Consider the following 14644-nt stretch of genomic DNA (forward strand, 5'->3'; position numbering starts at 1 on the left):
GTCACGTGGCCGCCCCGGCTTATCTTGATCTTCCACCCGCGCGGGAAAAATCCTGCTGAAGCCGAACGGCACCCATCTGGCGGCCAGTCTTCCCGCGGTCCGCCCGATGGGAAAACAGCATACGCGGGTGGCAATGGGTGCAAATGCCCGTGTCGTGGATACGATCCGTCCGCACGCCAGCACGCATCAGATCCATGCGGATACAGTCCTGCAGGCTCAGCCAATACTTTCCCGGGCGCCCGAAGCGACGCAGCACAGGTGGCCGGGCAAAAGCCCTGTTCACGGCCTGGATCACCGGTTCATCCACCTCGTAACAGCACCGCCGGATCGATGGCCCGATCCACACATCGAGGTCCTCCGGATTCGTCCCGTACACCTCCTGCATGGTCTCGACCACGCGGCGCGCGACATGGTTCACCGTGCCTTTCCACCCGGAATGGGCCGCCCCCACGGCGCGCCGAACCGGATCGAAAAAGAGAACCGGGACGCAGTCGGCGGCCATCACCGCCAGAATCAACCCTGGACAGTCCGTGACGAGCGCGTCGACGCCGGGGATCGCGGTGTCCGCATCGCGTGCGCCGCGGCCTCGCGACTCCGGACCGACGACCGCAACTTGGGCGCCGTGGACCTGCTGGCCGATCACCAGATCATCCACACCTCCGCCCAAACGCTCGGCACAGAGTTGGCGGTTGCGGATGACGGCCTCGGGGCGGTCGCTCACGCGCATGCCGACGTTCAACGAGTGAAAGGGCGGCTCGCTGACGCCGCCCACACGAAATGAAAACAGCCCCTGGGCCTGGTCCGCCGGCCACTCCGGATGCACGAACACCGGATCGGCGGCGGAACCTGTCCAGCATGTGTACATGCACATCCCTCCCCGCAGCGCTACAAAGCCGCCTCTCGAGGATTCGCTCAATAGCCGCCGGTTCCCTGCTTTCCGGATTGAGGGGGAAGATAGTAACCGGCATCCCGGGCAGGGCGCAGATCCACGAGGATGACATCCGATCCGATCTTCACAATCTGGTTCCAGGGCACGACATAATCCGGCCCGCCCCCAACCATGCCGAAAAACCTGGCCTGTCCGGGGATGATGATGGCGTGGATGAGACCGCTGTCCGGGTCGACCTCCAGATCGCCGATGGTGCCCAAGCGCTTGCCGTCCCCGACGTTCACCACGTCTTTCGCCTGCAGGTCCGAGATTCGCACGTGCACCCCGCCTTTCGGCTGCATCTTCGCTTATGTATATGTACGCCCAAGGGAGAACTTGCGATCTCGTGTCCGCGGGGCATCCGGCGGTGGATTTCCATTCGGCGGCAGGCCCCCGGTTCCCAGAATCCCTCCGAGCCTCATGCCTGGATGTGCTTCTGCATCCGATGGATGGCCGCCTTCTCCAGGCGAGACACCTGGGCTTGAGAGATCCCGATCTCCTCCGCCACCTCCATCTGCGTCTTCCCCTCGAAAAATCGCATGGAGAGGATCTTCTTCTCGCGTTCACTCAATTTTCCCATCGCTTCTCGAATGGCGATTTCCTCGACCCACGACTTGTCCATGTTCTTCTCGTCGTGAATTTGGTCCATCACGTAGATGGGGTCTCCGCCGTCGTGGTAAATGGGTTCAAACAGAGAAACCGGGTCCTGAATGGCGTCCAAAGCGAACACGACCTCTTCCTTGGGGAGGTCGAGCGCGTTGGAGATCTCCTGGACCGTCGGTTCGCGGAGATTCTGATTCGTCAGTTGGTCGCGCACCTGCAGCGCCTTGTAGGCGATGTCGCGAAGGGATCGGCTCACCCGGATGGGGTTGTTGTCCCGCAGGTAGCGTCGGATCTCTCCGATGATCATGGGGACCGCGTAGGTGGAGAAGCGCACGTTCTGGTTGAGGTCAAAGTTGTCGATGGCCTTCATAAGTCCGATGCAGCCGACCTGAAACAGGTCGTCCACGTACTCTCCGCGGTTATTGAATCGTTGGATGACCGACAGCACCAGGCGCAGGTTTCCGTTGACGAGTTTTTCCCTCGCGGTCTGATCACCCTCCTTGAGCTTGGCGAAGAGTTCCCGCATTTCCGCGTTGGTGAGGACAGGCAATTGGGAGGTGTTGACCCCGCAGATCTCGACTTTGTTCCGCTTCAACTCGCGCTCCCCCCTGGATGACTGAACCACGGTGCCATCGGATCGAACGCTGGCGATGGCGGAATTTCCATGTTCAGTATCTCCTTGGGGATTGGGCTTATGCGTCCCGGGTGCGGCGCGGCGCTTCGCTCGTGCTGCGCAAGCCGCTGCGCGCCGCGCCCCACCCTCGTCCAGTGAGCGGGCATTTCGCGGAGTGTCTTGCGAAGCACAAACGGAGCGAAACGCCCGCGCAGCCCACAAAGCGGGTGCAGAACATAGCTGCTTCACAGCACGAGTGATACGCCCGTCTTCCGACAAGCGGACGGGGCGCGGCGCTCAAGTCACTCCGCGCCGCGCCCCACCCTTGTCCAGCGGGCGGGCGTTTCGCGGAATGTCTTGCGAAGCACAAATGGAGCGAAACGCCCGCGCAACCCACAAAGGGGGTGCAGAACATAGCTGCTTGCACAGCACGATTGAATCGCCCGTCGTCCGACCAGGGGTGGGGCGCGGCGCTTCGCTCGTGCTGCGCAAGCCGCTGCGCGCCGCGCCCCACCCTCGTCAAGTGGACGGGCGTTTCGCGGAATGTCTTGCGAAGCATAAATGGAGCGAAACGCCCGCACACACCCTACATCATGCGATGAAACTCCCTTCGCAGTCGCTTGATGATCCGCTTCTCCAACCGGGAGATGTAGGATTGCGAGATGCCGAGCAGGTCGGCCACGTCCTTCTGCGTCATCTCCTCGCCCCTGCCGAGGCCGAATCGCAGCTCCATGATCTTGCGCTCCCGCTCCGACAGCTTGTCGAGGGCGTCGTACAAGAGCGCGCGATCGACCTCCTCCTCGAGGTTCTTGTAAATGGTGTCGGAGTCCGTGCCGAGGACGTCGGACAGAAGCAACTCATTCCCGTCCCAGTCGACGTTCAGCGGTTCATCGAAGGATACCTCGGATTTCAGCTTGTTGTTCCGGCGCAGGAACATCAGAATCTCGTTCTCAATGCAGCGGGACGCATAGGTTGCAAGTTTGATCTTCTTGCTCGGATCGAACGTATTGACGGCTTTGATCAGCCCGATGGTGCCGATGGACACCAAATCCTCGATGTACAGGCTCGTGTTCTCAAACTTGCGCGCGATGTAGACCACCAACCGCAGATTGCGCTCAATCAGCATAGACCGTACTGCAGGATCGCCGGTGGGCAACTTCCTGAGGAGATCCTCTTCCTCCTCTTTCGTCAAGGGGGGTGGCAGGGCTTCGCTCCCGCCGACATAAAAGACTTCTTCAGCGCCACCCGCCAGGCGAATGCGAATCCGAATCCACCACACCTGCAGCCGGATGCGCAGCTTCATGATCCACGTTGGGGGCGTCCACATCCTCATCAACCCTGTCATCTCCCGTGATTACTTCCGTATGCAGAATCGCCTGAAAGCGGCCCTCCGCAGATAACGGTTCGTCATGAACCGCGAGCACGCAGCTGCGCCCGCCCTGCATCCTCCCGTCCGGCATCCACACGCGCAAGCCGTCCGGCTTCAGGCCGATGGTCCATTGTTGCTGTCCGCCTGCGCCGCGAAACGGGATCAGCGACACCCGGACCGCCCATGTCGTGTGTTCCGGAGGCAGCCGCGAGAGCGCCGTCATCCAATCGGGCGATTGGCGCCTCGCCTCCCACAGGGGCTCCGGCAGTAGAGGTCGCAACACCCCCGCCTCGACGAGGCACACCGGCAACCGGGTGAGGGGATCGCGCAACTGGTTGCCCGTGTCGATGAGCGCGGTACAATGCACCTCCTGACCGTCGACACAGAAGGCCACCTCGCACAGGTGCCCCGCCTGCATCCGCAGTGTGCGAATTCTTCGGAAGCTGTAGCGAAGGACTCCGACAGCCAGAGGAATGGCCACCATCAATGCCAGCGTCCCGGCGCTGGTGACGAACGCCATGCGATGGCCGCGAATGACCGTCCCATTCGCCAATGTGACGCCAGGGACCGCGAAGTGCAACGCCAGGGCGGCACCGGCGAAGACAAACGCGACGAAGTAGAACATCACCGCGTCCCGCGCCAACTCCCACCAGGTTCGCGGCGTGAACGCCACGGCCACCATGGCCAGTGACGCCGCCGCCTTGCCGTACCACGTGGTGAGCGTGGTGAAGTGGGGGGCAAACACCAGCAAGGCGTACGACGCGCCGACCGCGGCGCCGATCATCACCCGCCTCAGCTTCATGCGGCGCTTCGCAATCCAACCGGTGGTCAAGAGGATGGCGAAGTCCATCGCGAAGTTGACAAGCCAGACCACGTCCACATAGACGACCGGCATGTCATCCCTCCGAAGCGGCGTTTGCCTCAGTATAGTACATGACTATTACGAAGCCTGTCGGAACTTGCACGCGAATCGATGGAAGTTTTGTTGATTCAGGCTGAAGGGTGGCGAAAGGCGCGTATGATGCGGAACGCCGGGCATAAAAAAACCGCCCTGAAAAGGGCGGGGAGATCCGGACGTCCCACCTCAGCGATCCCGATTGAACCGCTCCCGTTTGAACCGTTGATAGGCCGGAATGTCCAGGTAGTTCTGCGTGACCGCAACCTCGTCCGTAACCAACACGCGTGAACGCGGCGACGGAGTGGGAGCCGTTTGAGCCGCCTGCCCACTCGGTTGTTGGGTCGGCTTCGGCTGGTTCTCAAATCCAGTCGCGATGACGGTGACCACGATTTCATCGCCCAGCTCGGGGTTGATGTGCGCACCGAAGATCATGTTGACCTCCGGATCCGCCGCCGTGGAGACGATGTCGGCCGCCTCGTTGACTTCCCACAGGCTGAGGTTGGCCCCGCCCGCAATGTGCATCAGGACGCCCATCGCGCCATCGATGGAAGTTTCCAACAGCGGGCTGCTGATGGCCTTCTTCGCCGCCTCCGTCGCCCGGTTCTCGCCCGTCGCGACGCCGATCCCCATCAGCGCAGACCCGCGCTCCGCCATGATGGCCTTGACGTCCGCGAAGTCGACGTTGATGAGCCCCGGCACGGCAATCAGGTCGGAGATGCCGGAGACCCCTTGGCGCAAGACATTATCCGCCTCGCGGAAGGCCTCAAGCATGGGGGTGTTTCGATCGACAATTTCGAGCAGACGGTCGTTCGGTATGACGATGAGCGTGTCCACCTTCTCCTTCAGGTTGGTGACACCCACCTCCGCCTGCTGCATCCGGCGTTTCTGCTCAAACCGGAACGGTTTGGTCACGACGCCGACGGTCAGCGCCCCCAATTCCTTGGCGATCTCCGCGATCACCGGGGCCGCCCCCGTCCCTGTGCCGCCGCCCATCCCGGCGGTGACGAATACCATGTCCGCCCCTTGCAGCGCGTTGACCAGCACTTCGCGGCTCTCTTCCGCAGCCTTCTTGCCGATCTCCGGGTTCGCCCCAGCCCCTAACCCGCGCGTCAGCTTTTCCCCGATCTGGAGTTTGGTCGGCGCCTTGGACAGCTGCAACGCCTGCGCATCGGTGTTGACGACGATGAATTCGACTCCTTCAATCCCGGACTCAATCATCCGGTTGACGGCGTTGCACCCTCCGCCGCCCACCCCGATCACCTTTATCCTCGCCAGCGGTTCATAATCGACATCGAATTCCAGCATTGCCCGTTCCTCCTCACGCCTCTGCGTTGACTCGCAGCGCACATCCTCACCCATGCGCCCGGGATGGGAGTCATCCGTCACAGCCGCGCCTGACCGTGGCCGGTCAGATGAAATCGCGCAGCCAATCTTTCAGCCGCGTAAACACGCCGCCGCCCGTCCGGACGGGCGATCGCGGTACCGCCACCGGCTCGGTGTAACTGGAGCGGCCGTGTGTGCGTAGCACATAACTGAGGATGCCGACCCCGTTGACGAAAGAAGGATCGCGCACGCCGAGGAACTCCGGAACCGCCACGCGCACCGGCGCCCGCAGCTCGTCCGCAGCCACATCCGCCGCAGCCTGCATCGACATGACGCCCCCATGCAGCACGTATCCGCTCGGGAGCTCGTGTACAAAGCCCATCTTCTCCACTTCTTTTCGCACCAGGGAGAAGATTTCCTGCATACGCGGTTCAATGATGGTCGCCAGATCGTACTGCGTGTACTCCGTCTCCTGGTTATTCCCGATGCGCGGCACCTTGAACTTTTCGTTTTCGGAGGCCTGATCCAGGGAGGCGCAGCCGTGGCGCAGCTTGACCTTTTCTGCCACAGACGTCTGCGTTCTCAAGCCGATGGCGATGTCGTTCGTCACATAGTCTCCGCCAATCGGGATGATGCTGGTGCCGAGCAGAACCGAGTTCTGGAACACCGAGACGGACGTGGCGCCCGCACCGACGTCCACCAGCGCTACGCCGAGTTTTTTCTCATCCGGCGACAGGGCGACGCTGGACGCCGCCAAAGGCAACAGGACCAGATTCGCGATCTCGATCCCCGCCTTCTCCACACACCGCACCACGTTGTGAATGGCGGTACGGCTGCCTGTGATGAGGTACGCATCCACCTCCAGCCGCACGCCGAGCATCCCGCGCGGATCGACGATGCCGCGTAGCCCGTCGACCACGTATTCCTTGGCCACCACGTCGATGATCTCGCGCTCCGGGGGGAGCGCTACGACGCGGGCCTGCTGCAGAACACGGTCGATGTCCTCCTCCCCAATTTCCCGGTCGGGCGAGGATACGGCCACCACGCCGTGGCTGTTTTCCAATTGAATATGGTTTCCAGAAATCCCGACATAGGCGGAAGCGATGTGGATGCCCACCATGCGCTCGGCGTGTTCCACCGCTTCGCGAATCGATTGTACCGTCAGCTCTATATCCACGATCGCCCCGTGGCGGATGCCCTGCGCCGCCGCGGAGCCGACGCCAATCACGTTGATCCCGTTGCCAGCCGGTTCGCCGATGATGGCGCGGACCTTCGACGTCCCGATGTCGAGGCTGACAATGTACTCCCCTTTGGCCAAACCTTGGCACCTCCCTGAGGTCCGCCTGCACAGAAGTGTCGTCCTTTGTTATTTCCACAGTCAAAAGCGCATTCCTCTTTTTGCGCCAAAAGATTTCACAGGAAATACAGGCCGCGCCGAATCCAATGCGTCAACGCGAGTCTGCAGGCGGAAGTTGCCCATCCACCGGGGCACGGGTACGCCGGGTGTGCATCCGATTGAAGGCGATCCTCCGGATCACCGCGATGTTCTGGAACAGGCGCACACCGAACGCCACCACCGCCGCGAGATACAAGTCGACGCCCAGCTGCACGCCGATATACGCAAGGAGCGCCGCGACCAGGGTGTTGAAGAAGAACCCCGATAGGAACACCGCCCCGTCAAATGTCTTCTCCATGCTCGCCCGGATGCCTCCAAACACCGTGTCGAGCGCCGCCAGGATCGCGATCGACAGATAGCTGGAGTACGCCACCGGGATGGTGACGTTGACCGCGAAACCGATGCCCACCCCGAGGATGAGGCCGATCACGGGCAACCAGATCACGAGCCGCTCACCTCCTTCGCCCACGTTCCGGGCAGGCGTCCAACGTACCCTGGAACCGTCACGCCCTTCTGGTCGCGATGCGGTGTGATGATGCAATCCTCCTGCATCGTCGCCAACTCCGCCTGCACGTTGTTCAGGGTCAACACGGCCATCATCCGGTCCACGTCGCCGACCGCGCTGATGACATACGGCGGCACGATGGGCACGGTGTTGACTTGCAGGGACACCGACCCCCCGAGGGACGAGACCAACCGGATGGACGAGGTGGTGACCAGCCTCTGACCATTGATGGCTATCGCGGTCGCTCCGTTCGCAAACAGTTGGTTGACAATCAGCCCGATCTCCTGATCGGCGATCTCGTCAAACAAGCCTGCTGTCTTGTCGTAATACGGCAGGTTGGGATCGAACCGAATGGTGATGGTGATCCCGGGCCCGTTCACCGGCGTCAGCCCAGCCTCCCGGTCCACGTTCTTCTTGTCCTGCTGCAGCGCCTTGAGCAGGTCGGACTGCCGGCCCTGCGCCGCCTCGAACTGGACCAACTGGGCGCGCTGTTTGGCGATCTCGTCGGTCAGGATGCGGTTTTCCTGCATCTGCGCCTGGATCTCGGTACGCAGATCCACGTAGCTGGAGATAGGCGCAGACGACCCCTGCGGGCGGGATGAGATCTGCACCGTCAGCATGAACCCGACCAGTGCGCTGATCCCGGTCAGCGACCAGAGAAACCCGCGTTTCTGCACCCCTCATCCCTCCCCATCCCCGGACGCAGCTCCGCCCGCCGTCGGTCCTGCGGTGAAAGGCGGCATCTTGATGACCTGCTGGATCTGCGGATCTGACACATTGACGCCGCGCTGGCGCAGCGCGTCGAGCACGCCACCCTGTTGCGTCAGCGCCGATTTGAGCGTCTGCGGATCTCCAATGGCCTGGATGACGAACGGCGCCCCGATCCGGTGGTCGTTGACGCGCACCACTGGCCCGCTACAGAACACTCCGGAGGTCGCCACGACCCGGTACCCGTTGATGGAGACCGCCTCCGCCCCGGCTGTGAACAGTTCGTTGATCACGCTGCGGATGTCCCAGTCATGCGTCAGGTATTGGCTGACGTCTCCTCCCTTGGCCACGCCGTCCATCAGCGTCACGCTGACGCCCGGCCCAGTGACGGCGGTCAATCCGGCGAGGATCCGTTCGTCCTGCAACATCTGTTGGAGCTGTTTCAGGGACCCGTCCGATCCGGCGGACTGCTTTTCGTAGACCGACAACTTCGACGTGATGTCTGCCAACTCCTTTTGCGCCTGGGCGTTGGCCTGTTTGAGAGCGTCGAGCTGCGCCACCATCCGCTGCTCGTCCGTGTCCCGTGCCATCGGCACAGGCGTTACCCGCGCGGACGCCTGCTGCTTGTACTGCACGGAGATCATGAACCCGAGCACCACCGCCACCACGGTCAGCGACAACGTTAATTTCGTCCGTGTTGCGATCACGGTGCATGCTCCTTTCCCGTCCGGCCCGAGGTCGGAAACGGCGTGTAGAGGTACGGCGGGTCTCCGGTCATGTCGATGAGTCCGGGCGCGTATCCCCGGTTCTGAAAATATGTCACGGCGCTCTCCATCTTGCTGAGCCGAGCCGCCAGATCTCCTGCGGGGCACTGTGCGACGAACCCGTTGGCGAGGTATACAGAGGCCACGCCAAACCGGTCAAGATGGATCTCCGAGACGCCATCGGGCGGCCTGTCGGCCGACAGCGCCCGGCAGAGGGCGGGGATGTACGGATTCGCGGGGACCTGCCCTGGGCGCGCGTCCACGACCCCGTCCGCGGTGACAATCGGGTCGACAAAGCCCGACGTCTTGGGGGAAACACGAAACACCATCCCGTCGTCCAAGAGGTCGTAAAACCGGCCGCCGGCGGCCAACACCGCCACCAAGCGCTTCTCCTGGACGGCCAACGTCACCCGGCCGCTCAGGTAGTCGGTGTGCACCGACACAGACTGCACCAGAGGCAACCGTTGCACGATAGCATTCTCCACCGACCGGCCATTCACCTGCCAGAAACTCATCCCAGCGTTCAACCCGCTGGCGGACAGCACGTCGCTGGCGGGCGTCATGCGGTTCCCGGTCACCGAGAGGGACCGCACGCGCGTCAAGGGCGACTCCAAGAACACGACCGCGGCGACGAACACGAAGAACGCGAGCACCAGCCAGCGGCTCACACGCTTGCGCGGCCGGGCGCCCGCCGCCGTCCATTGAGCCGTCTGGCGCACAGGCTTGTCCCTCCTTGGACCGTCATGAAACGTGGACGGAATTGGACTGGCGCGGTGGGTGCAAGAAGGCGGCGGGGCATGCCCACCGCCTCGCTCGTCCGGTTCTGACAGCACTACCCACCCTCATCGGTCATACGCGCACCATGTCGGCTCCCAGGTCTCGTAAATAAACATCGATCTGTTGATAGCCTCGGTCGATGTGATGCAGTCCCTCGACGCGGGTGAGCCCTTCGGCCGCCAATCCGGCGATGATGAGCGCCGCCCCGCCCCGAAGGTCTGTGGCTTCCACCAGTGCGCCCGAGAGCCGGGGTACGCCGCGCACGACCGCTGTGCGCAAGTCGACGGAGATGTCCGCTCCCATCCGCACCAGCTCGTTGACGTGTTTGAACCGCGCTTCGAAGACACTCTCGCGGATCACGCTCGTGCCCTGGGCCATCGTCAAGAGCGCCATCATGGGCGCCTGCAGGTCGGTCGGAAACCCGGGATACGGGGCCGTGCGAATATCCACCGCGCGCGGCTGGGCCGAACATTCCACCGTGATTATATCACGATCGACCTCGACGCGGGCACCCATTTCCCGCAGCTTGCCAATGACGGCTGCGAGATGATGCGGCTCCGCACCGGTGAGGGTGACGCACCCGCGCGTGGCCGCCGCCGCAATCATCATGGTGCCGGCGACAATTCGATCCGGGATGACGCGGTGCACGGTCCCGTGCAGGTGGTGGACACCGGTGACCACCACCCGGTCTTCGCCCGCTCCCTCCACCTGGGCACCGCACCGGTTCAGGAACCGGGCGAGATCGACAATCTCCGGCTCGCGCGCGGCGTTCTCAATCACCGTGACGCCGTCGGCCAGCACCGCCGCCATGATCAGGTTTTCGGTCGCACCCACGCTCGGGAAGTCCAACACGATCTGCGTCCCGTACAAGCGGTTCGCAGTGCAGCGGATGAACCCGTGCTTTTCTTCGATAGCCGCTCCGAGCGCTCGCATGCCGCGCAGGTGAAAATCTATCGGGCGCTGGCCGATCACGCATCCGCCCGGCTTGGAAACCCGCACCTCGCCAAAGCGGCTCAACAACGGGCCCATCAGGAACACAGACGAGCGCATCCGCCGCATCAGCTCTGGCGGCACATTGGTGTGGCGGATGGGCGCCGCGTCAACTTCGACGCGATCCGCCGTGCGTGTCACCCGCGCTCCGAGTGTCTTCAGGATGTCCGTCATCACGCGGACATCCTCCAGCTCGGGAACCCCTTCCAGCACGCACGTGTCCTCCACCATCACGGTGGCGGCCAGGATCGGCAACACAGCATTCTTGGCACCATACACTGTGGTTTCCCCATACAATGGCCGACCACCGTGAATCTCAAAGGCGTCCACACCCCATCACCTCCCTGAGGCGGGTTCCCCCAGGATCCTCACCTCAGTCTCCAACTCCACATGGAACAGATTGCGGACGGTTTCCTGGGCGTGGCGGATCAACCACAGCACGTCCTCTGCGCGGGCGCCGCCGAGATTGACGATGAAGTTCGCGTGCTTCTCGCTGATCTGGGCACCCCCCCGGCGCAAGCCTTTGAGGCCCGCCGCCTCGATGAGGCGCGCCGCATGGGTTCCTGGCGGGTTGCGAAACACCGATCCGCAGTTGGGCTGGGACAACGGTTGGGTGCTGGCACGGCGCATCGACCAGGCGCGCACCTGCTTCACCATCGCTTCCGCGTCCCCAGGCCGAAGGGCGAAGGCCGCCTCGACGACCACCTTCGGATCGTCCTTGAGGGCGCTGTACCGGTACGCGAAGCGCAGGTCGGCGTTGGTGAGCCGGATGATCTGCCCGTCCTCGTCCATCACGTCGGCCCAGACGAGCACATCTTTCACCTCGCCGCCGTACGCTCCGGCATTCATCATCACCGCCCCGCCCACTGAGCCCGGAATACCGGTGGCAAATTCGAGACCTGCCAGGTGATGTCGGATGGCGATGTGGGCCGCGGAGACGAATGAACGGCCCGCCTGCGCTCTCAACAGGCAGTCCTCCACCCGGACATCGGCGAACGCATCGTGCATCCAGATGACCATCCCCCGGATGCCGCCGTCCAGCACAAGCACATTCGATCCCCGGCCGATGACCGTCCACGGGAGGCCGTACCGCTTGGCCAGGCGCATCGCACCGCGCAACTCCTCCACGTTGTGGGGAATCACCAAGAGGTCCGCCGGTCCGCCGATGCGCCAGGTCGTATACGGGGCCATCGGTTCATTCCATCTCACGTCGGTCAGGCCGAACGGCCCGACGTCCATCTGTGTCAGCGGTGAAGGCATCGCCATCCCTCCGATCGCCCGCGTCCGGTGGGGCCCTGCCCCGCCCAGGTCCGTACGTCATCTTATGGGGCGCCTCGCCCCGGGGTGCATACGCCGCGGGCATGTCCAAGTCATCCAGAAAGCGGGGCAACGGTGCCCCGCCCACGATCTCTCATGCGATTCATGCGCCTGCGTGGTCGTCCATGAGCCATGGGACGCCCCCCGGCGTCCTCGGCGGATCAACGCTTCGCAGACGCCGCTTCCATCACCAGTTCAAAGAGGTCGTCCACCGCCCGGGGTGTGGCCAGGGCCCGTGCGGCGTGACGCAAGCGGGCACCCTCTCCGCCATCCAACACACGGGTCAATACCTCCCACAGCCGGTCCGCGGACAGTTCCCGCTCGCGGATCACGAAAGCCGCTCCCCGTTCCGCAAGCCGCATGGCATTTTCCTCTTGATGATTCGCGGTGACATACGGGGAGGGGATGAGGACAGCCGCCAGCCCGAGCGCGCAGATCTCCGCCAGCGTCGAGCTGCCGGCCCGTGTGACCACCACCTCCGCCTGACGCAGCACCGGCGGCATGTCGTGCACGAACGGAACGAGGCGCACATTGCCGGGGACCTGGCCCACGCCGCGCCGAACCTTCTCCTCGACTTCATCGTAGTGCGCCCCGCCGGTGACGTACAGCAGCTGCCACTGCGGACGGTCCGCGAAACGCGGCAGCAGTTCCATCACCACTTGGTTGACCGTCTCGGCACCTCGGCTGCCCGCGAAGCACACCACCAGCTTGCGGTCCGGATCCAAACCATATTCGCGTTGTGCCGCCGCCACGCGGTCGAGGCTGACGTCGAGCACCTCGCTCGCCCGCGGATTGCCCGTCACGACCACCCGCCGGGCGCGCGGAAACCAGCGTTCGCTATCCGGAAACGAGACTGCCACCGCATGAGCGCGGCGGGCGCACAATTGATTGGTCAAGCCCGGGCGCGCGTTGCCCTCCCACACCACTGACGGGATCCCGCGCCTGCTGGCGGCGAAGACCACCGGCAATGTCACATATCCGCCGGTGCCCACCACCACATCCGGGCGAAAGCTGCGCAGCAGCCGATGCGCTTGCCGGTATCCGCGCCAGGTCGTCACCAGGGTCCGCACGGCGGCTGGGCTCAATTCCCGCTTCAGGCCCGCCGCCGGGATGGCGGCAAAGGATAATCCCTGGCGCGGCACGATGTCCCGTTCCAAGCCGCGCTCTGAGCCGATGTACAACACGTCCAGCTGGCCCAGTTCGCGCGCCATGCGGCGCCACAGGGCGATGGCCGGGTAAATGTGCCCCCCTGTACCGCCGCCCGTCAAGACCACGCGCATACCCTCACCTCGCCTCTGTCGTCCGCCCTCATCATAGCAGAGCGGACACTTGTCAGGCGACTCGGTACGCAGACTGGCGGGAGATGTTGAGGAGGATGCCGACGCCGGTCAGCATCAGGGTGAGCGAGGAGCCGCCGAAGCTGATGAACGGCAACGTGATCCCCGTGGCCGGGATGGACCCGGTCACCACGCCGACGTTGATCAGCACCTGCACGGCGATCATGCCGGTGATCCCGCTCGCCAAGAGGGCGCCAAAATCGTCCGGGGCGAACATCGCCGTGCGAAACCCGCGCCACACCAACACGGCGAATAGGGACAACACGGCGGCACAACCGAGGAACCCGAGCTCCTCGCCGAGGATGGCGAAGACGAAATCCGTCTGAGGTTCCGGGAGGTACAGGTACTTCTGATGGCTGTTCCCCAGCCCGAGCCCAACCAAGCCACCTGAGCCCAGGGCGTACAGGGATTGAATGACCTGGTATCCATTACCTAGAGGGTCCTGCCACGGGTCGAGGAACGCGAGGATTCGGTTGATCCGGTATGGCGCGGCCGCCACCAGACCCGCGAATCCCACCAGGCCGAGGCCGGCCAGGCCCGCAAGGTGGGCGACGCGGGCACCTGCCGCGAACAGGAGGATCACCGTGGTGCCCATGATGACGACGCTCTGCCCCAGATCCGGCTCGAGCATGATCAGCCCGACCGCGGTCAGCGCGAGCAACAGCGGGGGGAGAAAACCGCGCCAAAAACTGTACATGCGGTCTCTGGCGTCCGCCAGGTAGTGGGAGAGAAACAGGATGAGCCCTAGTTTCGCAAACTCGGACGGCTGGATGCCGAACGTTCCGATGCCGAGCCAAGCGCGGGAACCCCCGCGGATCTGCCCCACGCCCGGGATGAGGACGACGGCCAAGAACAGGAAGCTCAATGCGGCGATGTGAGGGGCGTACCGGCGTAAGCGGTGATAGTCGAAATTGGCCAGGGTAAACATCGATCCGAGCCCTAGGCCGGCCCACAGGAGTTGACGCTTGGCGTAAAAAAACGCGTCGTGAAATTTCTGCGCGGAGATCACGGAACTGGCGCTGTGCACCATCACGAGGCCCATGCCGAGGAGAACCAGGGTCACGGCGACGATCACGATGTCAAACTTCTCCCAGGCGCGTTGCAAGCGAAGACACC

The 14644-nt window shown here is 63.6% G+C and carries 15 protein-coding genes; all 15 read right to left on the minus strand.

Annotated elements, in window-relative coordinates; all coding sequences use genetic code 11:
* Positions 1-19: 19 nt before the first annotated feature.
* The 15 genes from pgeF to spoVE all read right to left on the minus strand — a co-directional run bounded on the left by pgeF (position 20) and on the right by spoVE (position 14633).
* On the minus strand, positions 20-865 hold the full coding sequence (gene pgeF, locus N687_RS0103855) for a peptidoglycan editing factor PgeF (RefSeq protein WP_051662920.1): 846 nt from the start codon (positions 863-865) through the stop codon (positions 20-22).
* Between the two features lie 47 nt (positions 866-912).
* Positions 913-1230, minus strand: a complete 318-nt coding sequence (locus N687_RS0103860; protein ID WP_029420602.1) for a YlmC/YmxH family sporulation protein — start codon at positions 1228-1230, stop codon at positions 913-915.
* Positions 1231-1346: 116 nt separating this feature from the next.
* Positions 1347-2126 carry an RNA polymerase sporulation sigma factor SigG gene (gene sigG, locus N687_RS0103865; RefSeq protein WP_029420603.1) on the minus strand — a complete coding sequence of 260 codons (780 nt, stop codon included), beginning with the start codon at positions 2124-2126 and terminating at the stop codon, positions 1347-1349.
* 604 nt (positions 2127-2730) lie between these two features.
* On the minus strand, positions 2731-3447 hold the full coding sequence (sigE, locus tag N687_RS0103870) for an RNA polymerase sporulation sigma factor SigE (protein WP_029420604.1): 717 nt from the start codon (positions 3445-3447) through the stop codon (positions 2731-2733).
* A complete protein-coding gene (gene spoIIGA, locus N687_RS0103875) occupies positions 3380-4408 on the minus strand; it encodes a sigma-E processing peptidase SpoIIGA (protein WP_051662921.1) in 1029 nt (342 codons plus the stop codon). The genes sigE and spoIIGA overlap by 68 nt, the downstream gene beginning before the upstream one ends.
* 189 nt (positions 4409-4597) lie before the next feature.
* A complete protein-coding gene (gene ftsZ / locus N687_RS0103880) occupies positions 4598-5716 on the minus strand; it encodes a cell division protein FtsZ (protein ID WP_029420606.1) in 1119 nt (372 codons plus the stop codon).
* 103 nt (positions 5717-5819) lie between these two features.
* Entirely contained in the window at positions 5820-7052 is a 1233-nt protein-coding gene (gene ftsA / locus N687_RS0103885) for a cell division protein FtsA (RefSeq protein ID WP_029420607.1), read from the minus strand.
* Positions 7053-7182: 130 nt separating this feature from the next.
* Positions 7183-7572: a small basic family protein gene (locus N687_RS0103890; RefSeq protein ID WP_051663535.1), complete on the minus strand. Its 390-nt coding sequence runs from the start codon at positions 7570-7572 to the stop codon at positions 7183-7185.
* Complete coding sequence (locus N687_RS0103895) at positions 7572-8312, minus strand: DUF881 domain-containing protein (RefSeq protein WP_051662922.1); 741 nt, start codon at positions 8310-8312, stop codon at positions 7572-7574. Before N687_RS0103895 ends, N687_RS0103890 begins: the two co-directional genes overlap by 1 nt.
* A gap of 3 nt (positions 8313-8315) precedes the next feature.
* A complete protein-coding gene (locus N687_RS0103900; protein ID WP_231493392.1) occupies positions 8316-9050 on the minus strand; it encodes a DUF881 domain-containing protein in 735 nt (244 codons plus the stop codon).
* Positions 9047-9826 carry a cell division protein FtsQ/DivIB gene (locus tag N687_RS0103905; RefSeq protein WP_051662923.1) on the minus strand — a complete coding sequence of 260 codons (780 nt, stop codon included), beginning with the start codon at positions 9824-9826 and terminating at the stop codon, positions 9047-9049. The genes N687_RS0103900 and N687_RS0103905 overlap by 4 nt, the downstream gene beginning before the upstream one ends.
* Before the next feature lie 130 nt (positions 9827-9956).
* Positions 9957-11204 carry a UDP-N-acetylglucosamine 1-carboxyvinyltransferase gene (gene murA / locus N687_RS0103910; protein ID WP_029420612.1) on the minus strand — a complete coding sequence of 416 codons (1248 nt, stop codon included), beginning with the start codon at positions 11202-11204 and terminating at the stop codon, positions 9957-9959.
* Positions 11205-11210: 6 nt separating this feature from the next.
* A complete protein-coding gene (gene murB / locus N687_RS0103915) occupies positions 11211-12134 on the minus strand; it encodes a UDP-N-acetylmuramate dehydrogenase (protein WP_029420613.1) in 924 nt (307 codons plus the stop codon).
* A gap of 218 nt (positions 12135-12352) precedes the next feature.
* Complete coding sequence (gene murG, locus N687_RS0103920) at positions 12353-13471, minus strand: undecaprenyldiphospho-muramoylpentapeptide beta-N-acetylglucosaminyltransferase (RefSeq protein ID WP_029420614.1); 1119 nt, start codon at positions 13469-13471, stop codon at positions 12353-12355.
* A 52-nt stretch (positions 13472-13523) separates the two neighbouring features.
* Complete coding sequence (gene spoVE / locus N687_RS0103925; RefSeq protein WP_029420615.1) at positions 13524-14633, minus strand: stage V sporulation protein E; 1110 nt, start codon at positions 14631-14633, stop codon at positions 13524-13526.
* Between the last annotated feature and the right edge of the window lie 11 nt (positions 14634-14644).

Source organism: Alicyclobacillus macrosporangiidus CPP55 (assembly GCF_000702485.1).
Lineage (GTDB): Bacteria > Bacillota > Bacilli > Alicyclobacillales > Alicyclobacillaceae > Alicyclobacillus_H > Alicyclobacillus_H macrosporangiidus_B.